The sequence below is a fragment of the Aquabacterium sp. genome, assembly GCF_014378415.1.
Taxonomy (GTDB): Bacteria; Pseudomonadota; Gammaproteobacteria; order Burkholderiales; family Burkholderiaceae_C; genus Aquabacterium.
On record NZ_JACMNS010000012.1, the window covers coordinates 23,176 to 41,702 of the forward strand.

The window sequence follows — 18,527 nt, forward strand, 5'->3', positions numbered from 1 at the left end:
CATGAGCGAGCCGACACCCAAGGTTCTGTTGATCGAGGACGAAGAGAAGATCCGGCGCTTCGTGCGCCTTGCATTGGAGCGAGAAGGGTTCGAGGTGCACGAGGCGGGCACCGTTGAGCGCGGATTGATTGAGGCTGGAACCCGCAGGCCGGATTTGGTGGTGCTGGATCTGGGCCTGCCTGATGGCGATGGCCTGGACCTGATTCGCGATCTGCGGGCCTGGTCGGATGTCCCGGTCCTGGTGCTTTCCGCGCGCACCGCCGAGCTTGACAAGGTCGGTGCCTTGGATGCGGGCGCGGATGACTATCTGGTCAAGCCGTTCAGCGCCGTTGAATTGGTGGCCCGTGTGCGCGCGCACTTGCGGCGTCGGACAAGCGGCATGACCGATGGCAGCACCGTGATCGAATTCTCAGATGTCAAAATTGACCTGGTGCGCCGAACGGTGGAACGTGCGGGTCAATCAGTGCATCTGACCCCGAACGAATACAGATTGCTCACGCACCTCACGAGTCATCCCCACTGTGTGCTGACGCATCGCCAGGTATTGACGGCGGTATGGGGCGCCAACCACAGCCAGGACACCCACTACCTTCGCGTTTACATGGTCCAGTTGCGCAAGAAAATTGAAATCGACCCGTCCCGGCCCCGATACCTGATCACCGAGACCGGCGTTGGGTACAGGTTCGTACCTTGAGATTGAATCAGGATGCCCCAATGGTGAACAGCATGACGAAAGTTAAGAACTGGTTGCAGCCCCAGAAAATTTTGCTTGATGTCGATGTGCGAGACCAAGCCGACGCGCTCAAGTTCATCGCGGAGTCGGTCGGTCAAGCGCACGGACTTGATACTGGGGCCATTTTCAGAGCCCTGTCACGGCGCGAGCAAGCCGCATCGACAGCACTCGGCGATGGCTTCGCCATCCCCCACGCCAGGATAGGCGGGATCGAACGCCCTTTGACGCTGTTCATCCGCACGAAGCGAGGCCTCGACTTTCTGGCGCCAGACGGCAGACCCGTGTCCGACCTGCTGGCCATCATCGTGCCGCTGGATGGTGACAAAGACGATCACCTTCGTTTGCTTTCCCTGGTCGTCAGGCTCTTTTCTGACCGCGACTTCCGCCGTGGGTTGGACACCGCGCCGAGTGCCGCCGCAGCGCAAGCGTTGTTCCAGGTCGCGATCGCACACATGGCGACCGACGATCTTTAGCGAAGGTCAAGCCTTACTCAATGTCCAGGCTGACGCTCAGACCCGCAACAATCTATTTACATACATTATATTTATTGATATATTGACTCATGCTTGCAATCGCCACAGCCATCGACCCCAACCTGCTGCGCGGCGCGGCCAGTCGAGCTGTCAGCGCACTGAAGGTGTTGGCCAACGAAGACCGTCTGCTCCTGCTGTGCCAACTCTCGCAAGGCGAGCGCTGTGTCAGTGAGCTTGAAGCGCAACTCGACATCCGCCAGCCCACCTTGTCGCAGCAACTCCGTGTTCTGCGGACCCAAGGCGTGGTTGCCACACGCCGAGACGGCAAGCAAATCTTTTACAGCGTCGCAGACCCTGCCTTGCTCGACATCCTCGCGCTGTTGTACCGCCTCTATTGCCCACAGGAGTAAGCCATGTCTGTTGACTGGAACGCCTTCACGCCGTGGACCTCCTTGACCGGAGGCGTGCTCATCGGCCTGGCCGTGGCCATGTTTGCGCTGTTGAACGGACGCATCGCTGGCATCAGCGGTGTGCTCGGGGGCCTGCTCGCGCCGACACCAGGTGATGTGCTTTGGCGAATCGCCTTTGTGCTCGGGCTGGTCGGCTCTCCGCTGGTCTATGCCTGGTTCGCCGAACTGCCCAAGCCCAACATTGACACGGGATACGGCTGGTTGACCATCGCAGGCCTGCTCGTCGGGATCGGCACGCGCTATGGCTCGGGCTGCACCAGCGGGCATGGCGTCTGCGGGCTGTCAAGGCTGTCGCCTCGGTCCATCGTGGCGACGGGCTGCTTCATGGGTGCCGGCTTTGCGACCGTGTTTGTGCTTCGCCACCTGCTGAGGCTTTGAGAGGATTTCCATGACCACCTTGACTTCGCTGCTTGCCGGCCTTTTGTTCGGGCTGGGCCTCCTTGTTTCCGGGATGGCCAACCCCACCAAAGTCCTCGGCTTCCTCGATCTGGCCGGGGCCTGGGACCCTTCACTCGGATTGGTGATGGCAGGCGCCGTATCCGTTGCGGCCATGGCGTTCGTCCTGGCAAGCAAGCGCACGCTGTCGCTCCTGGGCGCCACGATGCGGCTGCCCACGGCGCGCCACATAGACCGTCGGCTCGTTGGCGGCAGCCTGCTTTTTGGCATCGGGTGGGGCTTGGCAGGTTTTTGCCCTGGTCCAGCGCTGGTGGCCGTTGGCATGGGGATGATCAAAGCGTTTGTGTTTGTCGCCGCCATGCTGGTTGGAATGGGCGCATTCGAACTGTTTGAGCGTCGCAAGAGTCGGCCTTCGCGGCGAGAAGAAACGAGTGGGGTATCGTCATGAACGGCCTGCAAACTTGGTGGCTGGCCGCCGCGACATTGGCCCTCCTGGCCATTTACGAACTGGTCGGTGTGATGGCCCAACGGCAGCAGCCCGAGCGTCTGGCCCGAAGCGCCCACGCCACCTTGCGTGAGGCCTGGTTTGACGCAGTCTCGCTGCAAAGCGGCAGCGAAATCCTGGCTGTTCAAACCTTGCGCAACTCGGTGATGTCGGCGACGATGACCGCATCGACCGCCGCGTTGGCCTTGATGGGCATGGTCTCGCTGACAGCACCCTCGCTTCAAGACAGGTTCATCGCGTCTGAGGCGGCCCGGCCTGTGTTTTCAGTTCAACTCGCGCTGGAGCTTGTTCTATTGGCCCTGCTCTTTGCGTCGTTGGTCGCTTGCGTGTCGGCCGTGCGTTACTACAACCATGTTGGCTTCATCGTGGGCATGCCAGTCGAATCAGACGCCCGAAAACGTTGGGCTGAAGCGGGCCGGCGCTATGTGCGGCGCGCAGGACTGCTTTACAGCTGGGGGCTGCGTTACCTCATCATGACCGGACCGATCCTCGCATCCATGCTCAGCCCCTTGGCCGGTCCAGTGGCCGCCGTCATCGTCGTCAGTCTGTTGTTGTGGTTTGACCGAGCGGGGCCGCAAGAGTACGAGCCGCTTTTGCATCGAAAAAATTCGGACAAGCCATGAACGGCAGCTTGCAACTAGGGCCTCTGGCCATGCCGATTGGCCCACTGCTGCTGGCCTTGGCCGCAGGCTTGGGCCTTTGGGCGGGCAAGTTGACAAGCCGCCGCAGCGGGCTCGATCCCGAGCCCGCGCTCCTGCGCATGCTGCTGCTGGGATTGCTGGTCGCACGGCTGGCGTTCGTGTGGACATGGCGTCATGCCTATTGGCAGGAACCGTTGACCATCCTCGACATTCGCGACGGTGGCTGGAACCCGGCGGTCGGACTGGCAGCGAGTTGCTTGTATGCCCTGGCACTCGCCAAGCGACAACCCGCCTTGCGAAGGTCACTGGCCGCCGGTCTGGCCACCACATTCGTGATCGGGACGGCCGGTGCCATCTGGCTTTGGAGCAGCGCCTCCAACCCGGCACGACTGCCTGCGCTCGACCTGCCTGCGCTGGGCGGCGGCAATACCGCATTGCGCAGCTTCACAGGCAAGCCCATCGTCATCAACCTGTGGGCCACCTGGTGTCCACCGTGTCGGCGCGAGATGCCGCTGTTGCACCAGGCCCAGACCGAGCACCCTGGGGTGAACTTTGTGTTCATCAACCAAGGCGAGGACGAGCAAGCCGTCACGCTCTTTTTGCAGGCGCAACATTTGCCGCTCAGAAACGTGCTGCTGGACAAGGCAACGCAAGTCGGCGCCGCATTTGACTCAATGGGCCTTCCCACGACGCTGTTCATCGATGCTCAAGGCAAGTTGGTGTCGACTCACCTGGGGGCGCTTTCGAAAGCCACGCTCGCCCGCGGTATCGACGGTGCGCGCTTTGCCCCTGCCGCACCTTCACCATCCTCGCCGCCCTCGGTATCTGCCACCACCCCATGAGGTTGGTGTTAAAGGAGATCACATGATATTTCGCCAGCTGTTTGAACCCCTGTCGAGCACCTACACGTACTTGCTCGGCTGCGAAACCACAGGCCAGGCCATCCTGGTTGATCCGGTCGTCAACGCCATCGACCGGGACCTGGCGGAGCTGCAGAAACTGGGTTTATCGCTGGCCTACACGGTTGACACCCACATCCATGCCGACCACATCACGGCGGCGCTGCACCTGAAACAGCGCGTGGGCAGCAAGATTGCGGCGCCAGCCATGGATCGGCTGCCATGTGTGGACCTCGGCATCACGGAGGGCACGCCCTTGCAGGTCGGCGCCCTCGTGCTCCAGCCATTGCACACGCCGGGTCATACCGACGGCCATTTTTCCTATGTGATCGCAGACAGGGTGCTGACCGGCGATGCCCTGTTGATCGAAGGATGCGGGCGCACTGATTTTCAAAATGGCGATGCCAAAGCCTTGTATCGCAGCGTCAGGGAAAAGCTCTTCGCCCTGCCGGATGACCACCTGGTCTACCCCGCCCATGACTACCAACATCGCTGCGTGTCCTCCATCGGCCAGGAGAAGCAACGCAACCCCCGGTTGGGCGAAACAAAGACGTTGGCTGAATTCGAGGCGCTCATGGGCAGTTTGAATTTGCCCTATCCCAAGTTCATCGACCATGCGGTCCCCGGCAACCGCTTGTGCGGTGTCTGCCCCCAAGATCTTCCTGAGCAGATGGCGGCGTACTGCCACAGCATGACCGAGAGCCGACAAGGATGAAAAACCCAAGGCGCTGCTGCGACGCGGGTCATCCGCGCCACCTCTTGGATCGCGTCGCCCAGTTCGTCGGCGTGGCCTCGGTGGCTTCGATCTGAACGCGGTGCGACGGAAAATCGATTTGCACGCCAGCCTGTGGGTCGATGACGATGAATGGTGCTCCTCATGGCGTAGAGCACCATTGCCAAAGAGTGGAAATAATCCATGCATTGGTAGCCTAAAAAGCTAAAATAATGGCGACATGGCCAAAAAAATCGCCCCCTTGCTGCCGTCCACTGAAGAGCTGCTGCGCCAGTTCGGTGATCGACTGCGCCTCGCGCGGCAACGGCGGCGCCTGTCGGCCAAACAGGTGGCCGAGCGGGCTGGCATGTCGCCGATGACCCTGCGCAGCCTGGAGCGCGGCAGCTCAGGCGTGACGATGGGGGCTTACCTGTCCGTCATGCAAGTGCTTGGCATCGAGGACGATCTTGGCCAGTTGGGCAAAGCAGATCCACAGGGACGCGAATTGCAAGATGCCCGGTTGCCCGCCCGCTCCTCGCAGGCGAAACGCACGCACCCCATCCGTGATGACGCGTTGCCATCGGCGCAACGCAATGCGGCAGCGGACAAGCCGCAAGCACCAAGCAAGGCCATCAAGAAGCCATTGAAGCCCACCGAAAACGTGCCAAGCTGGCGGGAACAAAACGGTTTCACTGACTCTGAAACGCTCGCCGGGTTGATCCATCCCCCGGCACCCCTGCCGACGAGGCGACGCTGACCGATGGCCACCATCGCCGTCTATGCCGATTGGGACGGGCTGCCCACGCCGCTTCGTCTGGGCGTGCTGCATGCCCAACGCGGCGCTGGCCGTGAACTCTTTGAGTTCGCATTCGACAAGGCGGCACTTGCGCATCCGGGTGTGCTGAGCTTGCAACTGGATCCCCGCCTTGGCCTCTTCGAGGGGCGGCAGCACCCCCCCCAAGGCCATGAAACCTTCGGTGTTTTTGCCGATGCCAGCCCCGACCGCTGGGGGCGTGTGCTCATGCGCCGCCGACTGGAACGAGAGCAGCGGGCGGGGCGAATCGGCAAGACGGTCAGGCTCCACGAATCAGACTACCTGCTGGGCGTGCACGACGCCTTTCGTGCCGGCGCGCTGCGCTTGAGGCTCGATGATGCGGGCGACTTCCTCGACAACCAACACGGTGTGGCTGCGCCACCGTTCCTCCAGTTGCGAGAGCTGGAAGCGGCCAGCCTTGCGCTGGAGCGCGATGAAACCAACACAGCCGCAGGCGGTGACGACTGGCTGCGCATGCTGCTTGCGCCGGGCGGCTCGCTCGGCGGAGCGCGTCCCAAAGCCAGCGTGGCCGATCCGAACGGCCACTTGTGGATCGCCAAGTTCCCCAGCGTGCGCGACGAACATGATGTGGGCGCATGGGAGTTGGTGGTGCACACGCTGGCGCGTGCGTGCCAATTGCGGGTGCCTGACAGTTTGGCTCGCCGTTTCGCAAACTCGCACCACACATTTTTGGTGAAGCGGTTCGACCGCACAGCAAGCGGACGACGGCTGCACTTCGCCTCTGCGATGACACTCACCGGCCATCAGGATGGCGATGACGGATCGACGGGCGCCAGCTACCTGGAAATCGCCCGCGTGCTGATCAACCAGGGTGCGCAGACCAATGCTGATTTGCAAGAACTGTGGTCGCGCATCGTCTTCAACCTCCTGGTCTCCAACACGGACGATCACCTGCGTAACCACGGCTTCATCCTGATGCCTGGCAAAGGTTGGCGCTTGTCCGAGGCCTACGACATGAATCCCGTGCCTGGCTCATGCGGATTGAAACTCAACATCAGCGAAGCAGACAACGCCATGGACCTCGACCTGGCCGACTCCGTGGCGCCCTACTTCCGCGTCAATGCGAGGACTGCCAAGGTGATCATCGAGCGCAGCCAAGCGGTCGTGAAACAGTGGCCGACGATTGCCGACCGTTTGGGCATCCCCGCCCGGGAGCAAGCGCGCATGGCCTCCGCATTCAGGCTTGCAGGTTAGCCTGCCCAGGCCCACGTTGATACCTCACTCAATGTTCTGCACCTGCTCTCGCATTTGCTCGATCAGCACCTTCATCTCAACCGAGATCTGGGTCAACTCCAGCGCCGCAGCCTTGGAACCCAAAGTGTTGGCCTCGCGGTGCAGCTCCTGGATCAGGAAATCCAGGCGCTTGCCCACCTCGCCGCCCTTTTTAAGCAGGCGCGCAATCTCGTCCAGGTGAGCCTTCAGGCGCGTCAGCTCCTCATCGACATCAATGCGCAGGGCATAAGCCGCCGCCTCACCCAAGGCGCGCTCCTGCGCCGCCTCTTCGGTGATGCTGCCACCCACGGCCTCCAGCGCCTCTTTGTAGCGCTGCACGAAACGTTCCTGCTGGCGCTGCACGGCTTGGGGCACCAGGGGCGTCGCCTGCTCGGCCAGGGCCTTCAGGCCATTGAGCCGCTCCACCAGGATGGCCACCAGGCGCTTGCCCTCGCGCTGGCGCGCCTCCAGCAGGCCCTCGATGCTCTGGCGGGCCGCCTCCAGGGCCACCTCTTCCAGCTTGGCGATCGGCCCAGCGGTGCGGCACCAGTTCATGATTTCGTTGACCGACAGCGGTGTGGCCTTGGGCAGCCAGTTCTGCACCATGCCCTCCAGGCGAGCCAGGCTGTGCAACTGGTCGGCCTGCGGTTGCGGCCAAGCCGTTTCGACCGGCCTTTGCGGTTGCATCTTCAGTTCGATCTTGCCGCGCCGAAATGAAGCTGTCAGCAAATCGCGCAAGGCCGGCTCAAGGGCGCGGAACTCGTCAGACAGCTTGAAGCTCAAGTCGAGGAACCGGCTGTTGACCGAGCGCAACTCGGCCCCGACCCCACCGGTTGGAGGCTTGGTCGCCGTGTTCGCCGCCGAGCGCGTTGTGCTGGACGAATCCGCATCATCAGAGGCTTCGCCGCTGTGTTCCGGAACCGACGCGACCGCGCTGGCAAAGCCGGTCATGGAGTAGACTGACATAGATACTTGACACCAGAGCCAAAACCCGATTATGTCAAAGCAAAAACCTGCCCCGTTGCCGTCAGGCACCGTCGTGGGGGGTTACCAGGTCGTCAAGAAACTGGCTGCCGGCGGTTTCGGTGTGGTTTACCTCGCCGAAGACCCCGAACACCGGCTCGTGGCGCTCAAGGAATACCTGCCCTCGTCCCTGGCCGACCGCGCTCTGGGAGAGCTGATCCCACGCGTCAAACCCGACAAGCAGCCGCTGTACCGTTTGGGCCTGAAAAGCTTTTTTGAAGAAGGTCGCTCGCTCGCGCAGATTTCGCACCCCAGTGTGGTGTCGGTGTTGAATTTCTTCCGCGAAAACGAAACCGTTTACATGGTGATGAATTACTTGCAAGGAGATACCTTGCAGGATTTCATCGTCACCGCGCGCGATTTGAAGCGCGACAAGGTCTTCCGCGAGTCGACCATCCGTTCGCTGTTTGACGAAATGCTGCGCGGGTTGCGCATCGTCCACCAGCACAAGATGCTGCACCTGGACATCAAGCCGGCCAACGTCTTCGTCACCAATGAAAACAAGGCGGTTTTGCTCGATTTCGGGGCCGCGCGCGAGGTGTTGTCCAAAGAGGGCAATTTCATCCGCCCCATGTACACGCCCGGCTTTGCCGCGCCCGAGATGTACCGCCGCGATGGTTCGCTGGGCCCCTGGACCGACATCTACGCCATCGGCGCGTGCATTTATGCCTGCATGCAGGGGTACCCCCCCAACGATGCGCCCCAACGCCTCGAAAAAGACCGTTTGAACCTATCGCTGTCGAGGCTGCGGAACGTGTATTCAGATAATCTGCTGGAAGTGACCGAGTGGTGCATGTCGCTCGACCCGCTGGCGCGCCCGCAAAGCGTGTTCGCGCTACAGAAGGAGCTGGCCCGTGAAACTGAACGACGCTACTCCAAGCTGACATTCTCCGAACGCGTCAAGCTCCAGCTTGAAAACCTCAAATCAGGTGCGAAAGCATGAGACCGGCATGAGATTCTCCGTCTACCAGATCAGCCGCAAGGGCGGCCGCGAGAAAAATGAAGACCGCATGGGCTATTGCTACACGCGGGATTCCGGCCTGTTTGCCTTGGCAGATGGCATGGGCGGCCACCCCGAAGGCGAAGTCGCCTCGCAACTGGCCCTGCAAACCATGGCCGCGCTTTACCAGCGCGATGCCCGCCCCACGCTGACTGATCCGCTGCGCTTTTTGCAAGATGCCGTCATGGCCGGCCACCACCAGTTGCTGCGCTACGCCAGTGAAAAGGGCCTGATCGACACGCCCCGCACCACCATCGTCGCCTGCATCATGCAGGGCAACGCGGCCTACTGGGCCCACTGCGGCGACTCGCGCCTGTACTTCGTGCGCGGCGACAAACTCATCGCCCGCACGCGCGACCATTCTTATTCCGAGTTGCAGCAAACCCTGAACTCGGTGGTGCCGCTGAACGACCGCTACAACCGCAACGTGCTGTTCACTTGCCTGGGCAGCCCCGGCAAACCGGTGGTCGACACCGCCGGCCCGCTGCTGCTGCAAGAGGGCGACCGCATCCTGTTGTGCTCCGACGGCCTGTGGGGCACGGTCGATGATGAAGTCATCACCCGCCACCTCACCACACGCTCCATTTCCGACGCCGTCCCCGAGCTGGTCGAAGAAGCGCTGCGCAATGGGGGGCCCAAGTGCGACAATGTCACCATCATCGCCATGGAGTGGGAATCGGCCAGCAACGACGAAGTCACGGGCGGCAACTCCACCTCGACCGACAACCTCGGTGACCAGGTTTTTGCGTCCACCATCCAGGCGAGTGTGGGCAGTGGCATGGGTCCCGGCGACAATGTCGATGCCGACGACCTGGACGAGGCTGAAATCGAACGTTCGATCCGCGAGATCAACGAGGCGATCAAGCGCTCGGCCCGGGGCGGCCACAAGCCTTAATCGGCGCGTTATCCACGCCAGTTTCCCGAGGAGCCTGCCATGGCTTATCTACGCACGCAAGACCGTGTGGCGGACGCTTTGCGTCCCGTCACCATCACCCGCCGCTACACCAAGCACGCCGAAGGCTCCGTCCTGATCGCCTTTGGTGACACGCACGTGCTGTGCACCGCCTCGGTCGAAGAACGCGTGCCGCCCCACAAGCGCGGCAGCGGCGAAGGCTGGGTCACGGCCGAATACGGCATGCTGCCCCGCGCCACCCACACTCGCAATGACCGCGAGGCCGCACGCGGCAAACAGAACGGCCGCACCCAAGAGATCCAGCGCCTGATCGGCCGCTCGCTGCGCGCCGTGTTCGACCTCAAGCTGCTGGGCGAGCGCACCATCCACCTCGATTGCGATGTGCTCCAGGCCGACGGCGGCACCCGCACGGCCGCCATCACTGGCGCCTACGTGGCCGCGCACGATGCCGTCACCTGGCTGCTGGCACAAGGCAAGATCAGCGCCAGCCCCATCCGCGAACCCGTGGCCGCCATCAGCGTCGGCATCGTGCAAGGCACGCCCCTGCTTGATCTGGAATACGTGGAAGACGTGGACTGCGACACCGACATGAACGTCGTCATGACGGGCGCCGGCCACTTCATCGAAGTGCAAGGCACGGCCGAAGGCGTGGCCTTCACGCGCGCCGAGATGGACAGCCTGCTGGCCCTGGCCGACCAAGGCATCCAACGCCTGGTCACCTTGCAATCCGAAGCACTGGCCCGCCCATGAAACTGATCCTGGCTTCCAACAACGGCAAGAAGCTGCGCGAGCTGCAGGCCCTGATTGGCCCGCTGGGGCTGGAGTTGGTCACGCAGGGCAGCCTGGGCATCGCTGAGGCCGAAGAGCCGCACGTGACCTTCGTGGAGAACGCGCTGGCCAAGGCTCGGCACGCGGCACAACTGGGCCAAGGCCCCGCCATCGCCGATGACTCGGGCCTGTGCGTGCAGGCGCTGCAAGGCGCACCCGGTGTGCGCTCGGCGCGCTACGCCTGCGACCATGGCCAGATCGAAGACACCGCAGGCCGCGAGCTGATCGACCCGGCCAACAACGCTTGCTTGCTCAAGCAGATGCAGGGCCAGGCAGACCGCCGCGCGCACTTCACCTGCTTGCTGGTCGCGGTGCGCCACGCCGAAGATCCTGAACCGCTGATCGCCGAAGGCCACTGGCAAGGCATCCTGCTGGAAGCGCCCCAAGGTGAACACGGCTTTGGCTACGACCCACTGCTGTGGCTGCCGCAGTACAACCAGTCGGCCGCGCAATTGGCCCCCGAGGTCAAGAACACCGTCAGCCACCGCGCCCTGGCCTGCGAGCGCCTGCGCGAGCTCATGACCGCCCGCTGGGGTCTGCTGAAGTGATCACCTTGCATCGCCCCGGCGCGCTGCAAGCCTTGCCGCCGCTGTCTTTGTACGTGCACCTGCCCTGGTGCTTGAAGAAGTGCCCCTATTGCGATTTCAATTCGCATGAGGTCGCGGCACCCAAGATCCCCTTGGTGCCTTTGTCCTTGCTTCAAAGCGGAACCGGCAACACGGGCAGCGCCAAAGCAGGCTTGTCCCCGGCCCTGGAGTCCCAATACCTGGATGCCCTGTGCGCCGACCTCGAATCCGCCTTGCCCCAAATCTGGGGCCGCCGCATCCACAGCATCTTCATCGGCGGTGGCACGCCCAGCCTGTTCTCGCCCGAAGGGATCGACCGCCTACTGGCCGACATCCGCGCCCGCCTGGCCTACGACCCCGACTGCGAAGTCACGTTGGAAGCCAACCCCGGCACGTTTGAAAAGGACCGCTTCAAGGCCTTCCGCCAGGCTGGCGTGAACCGCCTGTCCATTGGAGTGCAGAGCTTCGACGATGCCAAGCTCAAGGCCTTGGGCCGCGTGCACAACCGCGCCCAAGCCATCGCCGCCGTCGAAGAAGCGCAAGCCTGCTTCGACACCTTCAACCTCGACCTGATGTACGCCCTGCCCGGCCAGAGTCAGGCCGACCTGGACGCCGATCTGCAGCAGGCATTGGCCTTCACGCCCCCGCACCTGTCGCTGTACCACCTGACGATGGAGCCCAACACGCGCTTCGCCACGCAGCCCCCCAAGGACCTGCCGGACGAAGACACCGCCTTCGACATGCTGGACCGCCTCATCGAGGCCACTGGCCTGGCGGGTCTGGAGCGTTACGAGATCTCGGCCTATGCGCGCAAAGGTCACCGCGCCGTGCACAACCTGAACTATTGGCAGTTCGGCGACTACCTTGGCATCGGAGCCGGTGCGCATTCCAAGATCAGCTTCCCCGACCGCATGGTGCGCCAGGTTCGATGGCGCGAACCGCAGGCCTACATGACGCAGGCGCTGCAAGGCAAAGCTTGGTCCAACGAGACCGAGATCACCCTGAAGGCGCGCCCTTTCGAATACATGCTCAACGCGCTGCGCCTGAAAGAAGGCTTCGAGCTGGCGCGCTTCACCGAGCGCACCGGCCTGCCGATCACCTCGATCCAGCAGGCGATGCAGGAGGCCGAGGCCAAGGGCCTGCTGGCGCGCGATCTTCAACGCGCCTGGCCCACCGAAAAGGGCTTCGACTTCCTGAGCGATTTGCAGGCCCTCTTCCTCCAGGAAGAGTGACCCGCTTCATCGCCCCAAGGCTCAGGAGACCTTCTTCTCGTCGCGCAATTCTCGGCGCAGGATCTTGCCCACATTGGTCTTGGGCAAGTCATTGCGGAACTCGATGTACTTGGGCCGCTTGTAGCCGGTGAGCTGTTCCTTGCAGAACTCGGCCACCGATGCTTCGGTCAAGGTCGGGTCCTTGCGCACGATGAACACCTTCACCGCCTCGCCAGCCTTCTCATCGGGCACGCCCACGGCCGCGCATTCCAGCACGCCAGGGTGCAGGCTCACCACCTGCTCCACCTCGGTCGGGTACACGTTGAAGCCCGACACCAAAATCATGTCCTTCTTGCGGTCCACGATCTTGGTCTGTCCATTGGCATCCATCACGCCGATGTCGCCGGTGCGGAAGAAGCCATCGGCCGTCATGACCTTGACAGTTTCATCGGGGCGCTGCCAGTAACCGGCCATCACCTGCGGACCACGAATGCAGATCTCGCCCGGCTCGCCAAAGGCCAAGTGCTTGCCGTCGTCATCCAGGATCGCCACCTCGGTGGATGGCAGCGGATAGCCGATGGAGCCGTTGAAGTCCGTGTTGTCCAGGCGATTGGCCGTGGCCACTGGGGAGGTCTCGGACAAGCCGTAGCCTTCAACGATGGCACAACCCGTCACCTTGCGCCACTTCTCGGCCGTGGCTTGCTGCACGGCCATGCCGCCGCCCATCGACACCTTCAGGCCAGAGAAGTCAAGCTTGGCGAAGTCGGGGTGGTTGGCCAGCGCATTGAACAGCGTGTTGACGGCGGGGAACTGGTTGACACGGTAGTTGCCCAGCGTCTTGATGACACCGGGAAGATCGCGCGGATTGGGGATCAAGACGTTCATGCTGCCCATCCGTGCGCCCATGAAGTAGCACACCGTCAGCGAGAAGATGTGATACAGCGGCAAAGCGCAAACGGCCACCAGCGGCTGATTGCCCAGCTTGGCCAGCTCGGGTTTGAACCAGGCTTCGTTCTGAAGGATGTTGGCCACCACATTGCTGTGCAGGAGCGTCGCGCCCTTGGACACACCAGTGGTTCCGCCTGTGTACTGCAGGAAGGCCACGTCGTTGGGTGTCAAGGTGGGGCGGGTGTACTTGCCTGAGGCACCTTGCGACAGCGCCTTTTTGAAGGTCGTGACCTTGATGGGGCCGCCATTGGGCAGGCTGAAAGCCGGCACCATTTTCTTGACATGGCGCACCACGAAGTTGACCAGCGGGCCTTTCAGGCCAGGCAGCATGTCGCCCATCGAGGCCAGCACCACGTGCTTGACCGATGTGCGCGCAATCACGTCCTGCAAGGTCACCGCGAAGTTTTCCAAAATGATGATGGCCTCGGCGCCCGAGTCCTTCAACTGGTGCTCCAGCTCGCGCGGCGTGTACAACGGATTCACGTTGACCACCACATAACCGGCGCGCAACACGGCGGCAATCGCCACCACGTACTGCGGTACGTTGGGCATCATCAAGGCCACGCGTGCGCCCTTGGACAAACCCTGCGCCTGCAACCAGGCGGCCAAGGCACGCGACATCTCATCGACCTGCGCAAACGTCCAGCGCACCTCCATGAATGCGGCGATGTCGCGGCGAGCATGTTCTCGGAATGCCTGATCCAGCAAATCAACCAGTGAGTTGTATTCACCTGGATTGATCTCGGCAGGGACACCGGCTTCGTACTGCGCCAACCACGGTTTAGACATTTCCATTTGCGAGCCTCTCACTTGATAAACAGGACCATTTCATCCGCTGGACATCACCCAAGACGCCAGCTTGAAACGCTGCATTCATTTTGCAACATAGTCAGTTAAGGGTATTCCCTTGAGGCGCGGCAATTTTGCACACACTGGCTGTCAGATTCGGCGCAATGCGGGGAAACGCCGGTGAACCACGGGGCTGACCTGGCAAGCCCACAAGGCACAATCATCGGATGACCCAGAACGACACCACTCAACCCAGCTCGCCCAAACGGCGCTGGCTGCTCAAATCAGCCCTCGCCCTGGGCGCCGTTGGCGCTGCCCTGGGCGGCGCTGTTTTCTGGAAGCGCGGCATCACCGATGGCACCTTGACCGACTCCGGCAAAGAAGTGCTCAAAGCCGTGGCCAGCGCGGTCCTGGCCGACATGCTGCCCACCGATCCCGCCGCCCGCGAGGCCAAGCTTGAAGGCCAGTTGCTGCGGCTGAACCAGGTCATCCAGACCATGCCTTCCAGTGCCCAAGGCGAACTGGCTGCCCTGCTTGGCCTGCTGGCCAACGCCCCCACCCGGCTGATGGTGACCGGCTTGAGCAGCGCCTGGGCCAAAGCCAGCACCGAGGAAATCTCGGCGGCCCTGGAGAGCATGCGCATCCACAAGCTGCCCACCACGATGCTGAGCTACCACGCCGTGCGCGACCTCACCTGCATCGCCTTTTTCACGAACCCCGACAACTGGGCACTGACCGGCTACCCCGGTCCTCTCGACATATGAGCAAATTGCCTGACCCGTTCCGCGCCGGCATCGAGCGCGGCTGGAAGACCACCGATGGCGCTTTGGGCCTGCCCGAAAAGATCACCTGCGATGTCGTCATCGTCGGCACAGGCGCTGGCGCCGGCATCACCGCCGAGCTGCTGACCAAGGCCGGCCTGGACGTCGTGCTGATCGAAGAAGGTCCGCTCAAGACCAGCTCCGACTTCAATCAAAAAGAGTCCGAAGCCTACGCCCAGCTCTACCAGGAAGGCGGCACGCGCGCTACGTTGGACAAGGGCATCACCCTGCTGCAGGGGCGCTGCGTTGGTGGCACCACGGTGGTCAACTGGACCAGCTCTTTCCGCACCCCACCCACCACGCTCAAATACTGGCAAGAACACTTCGGCCTGAAGGACTTCAACGTTGAAGCCCTGGCGCCGTGGTTCACGCAGGCCGAGCAACGGCTGAACATGACCGACTGGGAAACCGCGCCCAACGCCAACAACGAAATCCTGCGCACCGGTGCCACCAAGCTGGGCATCGCGGCCCACGTCATTCCCCGCAATGTCAAGGGATGCTGGAACCTGGGCTCCTGCGGCATGGGCTGCCCCACCAACGCCAAGCAATCCATGCTGGTGACCACCATCCCGGCCGCACTTGAAGCGGGCGCCCGCCTGTTCCACCAAACCCGTGCCGAGAAGTTCGAAATCGACAACGGCGAGGTCAAGTCCCTGCAGTGCGTCGGCGTGACCATCAATGGCGATCGCGTGAACGACAAGGTCATGCACATCACCGCCAAGCACTATGTGGTGTCGGGCGGCGCGATCAACTCGCCCGCACTGCTCAAGCGCTCCAAGGCCCCCGATCCCCATGACCTGCTGGGCAAGCGCACCTTCGTGCACCCAGTGGCGTTTTCATCGGCCGTGTTCGAACAGAAAATCGAAGGCTGGGCAGGCGCGCCGCAGTCCATTTACTCTGATCATTTCCTGTACACGCAGGCCATTGACGGCCCCATCGGCTACAAACTGGAAGCCACACCCATCCACCCCGGGCTGACCTCCAAGCTCCTGGGCGGCATGGGTGCCGCCCTGGCCGAGCGCTTCAAGCACTACCCCAACACCCAGATGATGCTGGCCCTGGTGCGCGACGGCTTCCACGCCGACGCCGCAGGCGGCGAAGTGTTCCTGAAGCTGGATGGCTCGCCCGTGCTGCACTACCCCCTGACCGACTATGTGCTGGACGGCTTCCGCAGGGCTTTCCTGTCGATGGCCGAAATACAGTTCGCGGCCGGCGCCAAATCAGTCCTGCCTCTGCACGAACAGGCCGCGCACTACACCAGCTGGGCCGAGGCCAAGGCCGGCATCGAGAAGCTCGACATGAAGTCGCAACTGACCGGCGCTGGCAGCGCGCACATCATGGGCGGATGCCAAATGGGCGGGACGGCGGAACAAGGCGTGGTCAAGCCCGATGGCGTGCATTGGCAACTCAAGAACCTGTCGGTGCATGACGGTTCGATCTTCCCGACCAGCATCGGTGCCAACCCGCAGTTGTCGATCTACGGCATCGTCAACCGCATGGCCACGCAACTGGCCAAGCGCCTCAGCGGCAAGGACGTGGTACTGGCGTGATGATCAGCCAGCGCCGCGGTTGATCAGACGATCACGCGGCTTCCAGTGTGCTGGGTTCAACGACCGCCTTCGAGGCGGTCGTTTTGTTGGGGCGCACGGTTTCCTGACCCAGCCGATAGGCCACCCAGCCCACGCAGGCGGCCAGCGCCAGGTGGCGCACGGAATGGCCGCCAATCGCATGGTGGGTCAGGTCGAACACGGTGCCATCGGTCCAGTCCACCGTTTGCGCCACCACGAAGCTGATCTGCGAACGCATCCAGTCCTGCCGGGATAGGAGGTGCCCGCTCAGCGTCCAGGCGCCAGTGGCCACCAACAGCACGGGCAGCATCTCCAGCCAGATCAAGGGGCGCAGATCACCCACGCCGTCATGGTGCAGGCTGTACAGCCACCAGATACCGCCCAGCAAAGAGGCGATCAGCGCGGTAGCAATGGCCGGAGACTCGCCGCAGCGGCGGTCAATCCGCTCGGCCAGGAACGCAAAAGCGAACAGGGAACAAGCAGCCGACTTGGGCAACTGATCCCAAATGAAGGCCGAATCGCTGGGCGCCAGGTGGTAGAACATGCCCCCCAGGGTAGCCAGCATCTGGCACAAGAAAAACCACCCCCAAATCCAGCGCAGCGGCTCGTTTAAAGGCAAACGGCTGACCCGCCAGATGCCCCAAAGACCGACCGGGATCAGCGGCACATGGCTCAGGACATTGATGCCATTGGGCACCCCCATCCACGTGCCTTCATCCACAAAATGGTGCATGTGCGGCACCAAACCTACCGGTCCCCACGCCACCAAACCCACCATGGCAGCCAAGGCCATGGCCACCATCAAAGCAACGGTGGCGCGCCGAGACAAAGTGGAGGAAACGGGGTCAACGTGAACGTGATCCATCGGAACCATTCCATTCAATGACACTCCCTGTGCCGCGCAGTTTGCGGCGTTTTACCCCGCAAGGCAATCACACCAATGGGCTCCCCTGATGGGGTGTATCGAGCAGCGCCCAATGAAAAAAAACCCCGCACAAGCGGGGTTTTAAGCATGACATCGGGTGTCAGGGCAGCACCAATTACTTGGTGCGGGTGCCCACGACTTCGATTTCAACGCGGCGATTCTTGGCACGGCCGGCGTCGGTCTTGTTGTCGGCCACAGGCTGGGCTTCGCCCTTGCCTTCGGTGTAGACGCGGCTGGCTTCGAAACCCTTGGATGTCAGGTATTCCTTGACGGCATCAGCGCGGCGAACCGACAGCTTCTGGTTGTAGGCATCAGTGCCCTTGGAGTCAGTGTGACCCACGGCGATGATGACTTCCAGGTTCAGACCCTTGACCTTGTCGGTCAGGTCGTCCAGCTTGGCCTTGCCTTCGGGCTTGAGCACAGCCTTGTCGAAGTCGAAGAAGGCATCAGCAGCGAAGCTGACCTTTTCAGTCACGGGAACCGGCACAGGCACGACAGCCGGCGCGGAAACTGCTGCAGGTGCAGGAGCGGCAGCAGCCACCGGAGCGGCAGGAGGAGGAGGCACGCCGTCACAACCCTGGATGCCGGTCTCAGGCGTCCAGAAGTTGTCGCGCCAGCACAGTTCGCTGGTACCGTTCTTCACGGCCTTGCCGTCAGACGAAACCCAGTTGTTGACATTTTGAGCGGAAGCGCCCATCGAGGCCGACATGGCGACCAAGGCGAACAGAGCCGCAACGTTATTGAGTTTGTTCATGCAGATCCTCAAAAAATAGACGCAGCACAACGCCGCGGAATGCCCATTCGGGCAGAAATGGCTGAACTCTTACCAGGGCCTTGGTGGTCAATCGCTTGACAAGCATTCACAAGCATTGACAAGCAAAAAACAAGGGATATCCCTAGTTAATGGAGGACGGATTTGATTGTGCCATAGCCAATATTTCACTCAAGCCATCCGCTCAAAGACATCGAAACACGTTGCGACATGTTGCTCGGGAACGACAAGATCGGCCAATTACAATCCCGAAGTTACCTTCCGCCTGGATAAACGCCTCGCATGAC

At 62.2% G+C, this 18,527-nt stretch carries 21 protein-coding genes; 17 read left to right on the forward strand and 4 right to left on the reverse strand.

Annotated features, from left to right (window positions below; translation table 11 throughout):
- Position 1 precedes the first annotated feature (1 nt).
- The 10 genes from H7225_RS01615 (at position 2) to H7225_RS01660 (ending at position 6,858) form a co-directional block, all read left to right on the forward strand.
- Entirely contained in the window at positions 2–694 is a 693-nt protein-coding gene (locus tag H7225_RS01615; protein WP_290658911.1) for a response regulator, read from the forward strand.
- A 20-nt stretch (positions 695–714) separates the two neighbouring features.
- On the forward strand, positions 715–1,206 hold the full coding sequence (locus H7225_RS01620) for a PTS sugar transporter subunit IIA (RefSeq protein WP_290658913.1): 492 nt from the start codon (positions 715–717) through the stop codon (positions 1,204–1,206).
- 89 nt (positions 1,207–1,295) lie between these two features.
- The gene (locus tag H7225_RS01625) at positions 1,296–1,616 is read left to right on the forward strand and encodes a metalloregulator ArsR/SmtB family transcription factor (RefSeq protein ID WP_290658914.1); all 321 of its coding nucleotides are present in this window, start codon (positions 1,296–1,298) and stop codon (positions 1,614–1,616) included.
- 3 nt (positions 1,617–1,619) lie between these two features.
- Complete coding sequence (locus H7225_RS01630) at positions 1,620–2,054, forward strand: YeeE/YedE family protein (RefSeq protein WP_290658915.1); 435 nt, start codon at positions 1,620–1,622, stop codon at positions 2,052–2,054.
- Positions 2,055–2,064: 10 nt separating this feature from the next.
- Positions 2,065–2,520 (forward strand): YeeE/YedE family protein, encoded by a 456-nt coding sequence (locus tag H7225_RS01635; RefSeq protein WP_290658917.1) that lies wholly within the window; start codon positions 2,065–2,067, stop codon positions 2,518–2,520.
- Positions 2,517–3,200, forward strand: a complete 684-nt coding sequence (locus H7225_RS01640) for a DUF599 domain-containing protein (RefSeq protein ID WP_290658919.1) — start codon at positions 2,517–2,519, stop codon at positions 3,198–3,200. The genes H7225_RS01635 and H7225_RS01640 overlap by 4 nt, the downstream gene beginning before the upstream one ends.
- Complete coding sequence (locus H7225_RS01645) at positions 3,197–4,060, forward strand: TlpA disulfide reductase family protein (RefSeq protein WP_290658921.1); 864 nt, start codon at positions 3,197–3,199, stop codon at positions 4,058–4,060. The genes H7225_RS01640 and H7225_RS01645 overlap by 4 nt, the downstream gene beginning before the upstream one ends.
- Positions 4,061–4,082: 22 nt before the next feature.
- A complete protein-coding gene (locus H7225_RS01650) occupies positions 4,083–4,832 on the forward strand; it encodes an MBL fold metallo-hydrolase (RefSeq protein WP_290658942.1) in 750 nt (249 codons plus the stop codon).
- A gap of 259 nt (positions 4,833–5,091) precedes the next feature.
- Positions 5,092–5,586 carry a helix-turn-helix transcriptional regulator gene (locus tag H7225_RS01655; RefSeq protein ID WP_290658923.1) on the forward strand — a complete coding sequence of 165 codons (495 nt, stop codon included), beginning with the start codon at positions 5,092–5,094 and terminating at the stop codon, positions 5,584–5,586.
- Between the two features lie 3 nt (positions 5,587–5,589).
- Entirely contained in the window at positions 5,590–6,858 is a 1,269-nt protein-coding gene (locus tag H7225_RS01660) for a type II toxin-antitoxin system HipA family toxin (RefSeq protein WP_290658925.1), read from the forward strand.
- Between the two features lie 24 nt (positions 6,859–6,882).
- Here H7225_RS01660 and H7225_RS01665 read toward each other — a convergent pair whose 3' ends face one another.
- A complete protein-coding gene (locus tag H7225_RS01665) occupies positions 6,883–7,842 on the reverse strand; it encodes a YicC/YloC family endoribonuclease (RefSeq protein WP_290658926.1) in 960 nt (319 codons plus the stop codon).
- A 31-nt stretch (positions 7,843–7,873) separates the two neighbouring features.
- Between H7225_RS01665 and H7225_RS01670 the strand changes: the two genes are divergently transcribed.
- Genes H7225_RS01670 through hemW form a run of 5 tightly spaced genes read left to right on the forward strand, consistent with a single transcriptional unit; the run spans position 7,874 to position 12,438 of the window.
- Complete coding sequence (locus tag H7225_RS01670; RefSeq protein WP_290658927.1) at positions 7,874–8,842, forward strand: serine/threonine-protein kinase; 969 nt, start codon at positions 7,874–7,876, stop codon at positions 8,840–8,842.
- A gap of 7 nt (positions 8,843–8,849) precedes the next feature.
- Positions 8,850–9,794, forward strand: coding sequence for a PP2C family serine/threonine-protein phosphatase (locus tag H7225_RS01675; protein ID WP_290658929.1), 945 nt, complete (start codon positions 8,850–8,852; stop codon positions 9,792–9,794).
- A 39-nt stretch (positions 9,795–9,833) separates the two neighbouring features.
- Complete coding sequence (rph, locus tag H7225_RS01680; protein WP_290658931.1) at positions 9,834–10,562, forward strand: ribonuclease PH; 729 nt, start codon at positions 9,834–9,836, stop codon at positions 10,560–10,562.
- Positions 10,559–11,188, forward strand: a complete 630-nt coding sequence (gene rdgB, locus H7225_RS01685; RefSeq protein WP_290658933.1) for an RdgB/HAM1 family non-canonical purine NTP pyrophosphatase — start codon at positions 10,559–10,561, stop codon at positions 11,186–11,188. The genes rph and rdgB overlap by 4 nt, the downstream gene beginning before the upstream one ends.
- 5 nt (positions 11,189–11,193) lie before the next feature.
- A complete protein-coding gene (gene hemW / locus H7225_RS01690; RefSeq protein ID WP_366481275.1) occupies positions 11,194–12,438 on the forward strand; it encodes a radical SAM family heme chaperone HemW in 1,245 nt (414 codons plus the stop codon).
- A gap of 21 nt (positions 12,439–12,459) precedes the next feature.
- Here the strand turns inward: hemW and H7225_RS01695 are convergent, their stop codons facing one another.
- Positions 12,460–14,154 carry a long-chain-fatty-acid--CoA ligase gene (locus tag H7225_RS01695; protein WP_290658944.1) on the reverse strand — a complete coding sequence of 565 codons (1,695 nt, stop codon included), beginning with the start codon at positions 14,152–14,154 and terminating at the stop codon, positions 12,460–12,462.
- A 227-nt stretch (positions 14,155–14,381) separates the two neighbouring features.
- On the opposite strand from H7225_RS01695, the gene H7225_RS01700 reads away from it, so the two are divergent.
- Both H7225_RS01700 and H7225_RS01705 read left to right on the forward strand, forming a co-directional pair.
- Positions 14,382–14,918 carry a hypothetical protein gene (locus tag H7225_RS01700; RefSeq protein WP_290658934.1) on the forward strand — a complete coding sequence of 179 codons (537 nt, stop codon included), beginning with the start codon at positions 14,382–14,384 and terminating at the stop codon, positions 14,916–14,918.
- Positions 14,915–16,525 carry a GMC family oxidoreductase gene (locus tag H7225_RS01705; RefSeq protein ID WP_290658936.1) on the forward strand — a complete coding sequence of 537 codons (1,611 nt, stop codon included), beginning with the start codon at positions 14,915–14,917 and terminating at the stop codon, positions 16,523–16,525. Before H7225_RS01700 ends, H7225_RS01705 begins: the two co-directional genes overlap by 4 nt.
- A 31-nt stretch (positions 16,526–16,556) precedes the next feature.
- Here the strand turns inward: H7225_RS01705 and H7225_RS01710 are convergent, their stop codons facing one another.
- On the reverse strand, positions 16,557–17,408 hold the full coding sequence (locus tag H7225_RS01710; RefSeq protein WP_290658937.1) for a hypothetical protein: 852 nt from the start codon (positions 17,406–17,408) through the stop codon (positions 16,557–16,559).
- 175 nt (positions 17,409–17,583) lie between these two features.
- The gene (gene ompA, locus H7225_RS01715; RefSeq protein ID WP_290658939.1) at positions 17,584–18,222 is read right to left on the reverse strand and encodes an outer membrane protein OmpA; all 639 of its coding nucleotides are present in this window, start codon (positions 18,220–18,222) and stop codon (positions 17,584–17,586) included.
- Between the last annotated feature and the right edge of the window lie 305 nt (positions 18,223–18,527).

Excerpts from the sequence above, each read along its gene's own strand:
- H7225_RS01615 (WP_290658911.1), top strand. The coding sequence starts at position 2 with ATGAGCGAGCCGACACCCAAGGTTCTGTTGATCGAGGACGAAGAGAAG.
- H7225_RS01700 (WP_290658934.1), top strand. The coding sequence starts at position 14,382 with ATGACCCAGAACGACACCACTCAACCCAGCTCGCCCAAACGGCGCTGG.
- H7225_RS01625 (WP_290658914.1), top strand. The coding sequence starts at position 1,296 with ATGCTTGCAATCGCCACAGCCATCGACCCCAACCTGCTGCGCGGCGCG.
- H7225_RS01630 (WP_290658915.1), top strand. The coding sequence starts at position 1,620 with ATGTCTGTTGACTGGAACGCCTTCACGCCGTGGACCTCCTTGACCGGA.
- H7225_RS01695 (WP_290658944.1), bottom strand. The coding sequence starts at position 14,154 with ATGTCTAAACCGTGGTTGGCGCAGTACGAAGCCGGTGTCCCTGCCGAG.
- H7225_RS01675 (WP_290658929.1), top strand. The coding sequence starts at position 8,850 with ATGAGATTCTCCGTCTACCAGATCAGCCGCAAGGGCGGCCGCGAGAAA.
- H7225_RS01710 (WP_290658937.1), bottom strand. The coding sequence starts at position 17,408 with ATGGATCACGTTCACGTTGACCCCGTTTCCTCCACTTTGTCTCGGCGC.
- H7225_RS01660 (WP_290658925.1), top strand. The coding sequence starts at position 5,590 with ATGGCCACCATCGCCGTCTATGCCGATTGGGACGGGCTGCCCACGCCG.
- H7225_RS01645 (WP_290658921.1), top strand. The coding sequence starts at position 3,197 with ATGAACGGCAGCTTGCAACTAGGGCCTCTGGCCATGCCGATTGGCCCA.
- H7225_RS01635 (WP_290658917.1), top strand. The coding sequence starts at position 2,065 with ATGACCACCTTGACTTCGCTGCTTGCCGGCCTTTTGTTCGGGCTGGGC.
- H7225_RS01620 (WP_290658913.1), top strand. The coding sequence starts at position 715 with ATGGTGAACAGCATGACGAAAGTTAAGAACTGGTTGCAGCCCCAGAAA.
- H7225_RS01670 (WP_290658927.1), top strand. The coding sequence starts at position 7,874 with ATGTCAAAGCAAAAACCTGCCCCGTTGCCGTCAGGCACCGTCGTGGGG.
- rdgB (WP_290658933.1), top strand. The coding sequence starts at position 10,559 with ATGAAACTGATCCTGGCTTCCAACAACGGCAAGAAGCTGCGCGAGCTG.
- H7225_RS01650 (WP_290658942.1), top strand. The coding sequence starts at position 4,083 with ATGATATTTCGCCAGCTGTTTGAACCCCTGTCGAGCACCTACACGTAC.
- H7225_RS01705 (WP_290658936.1), top strand. The coding sequence starts at position 14,915 with ATGAGCAAATTGCCTGACCCGTTCCGCGCCGGCATCGAGCGCGGCTGG.
- H7225_RS01665 (WP_290658926.1), bottom strand. The coding sequence starts at position 7,842 with ATGTCAGTCTACTCCATGACCGGCTTTGCCAGCGCGGTCGCGTCGGTT.
- rph (WP_290658931.1), top strand. The coding sequence starts at position 9,834 with ATGGCTTATCTACGCACGCAAGACCGTGTGGCGGACGCTTTGCGTCCC.
- H7225_RS01640 (WP_290658919.1), top strand. The coding sequence starts at position 2,517 with ATGAACGGCCTGCAAACTTGGTGGCTGGCCGCCGCGACATTGGCCCTC.
- ompA (WP_290658939.1), bottom strand. The coding sequence starts at position 18,222 with ATGAACAAACTCAATAACGTTGCGGCTCTGTTCGCCTTGGTCGCCATG.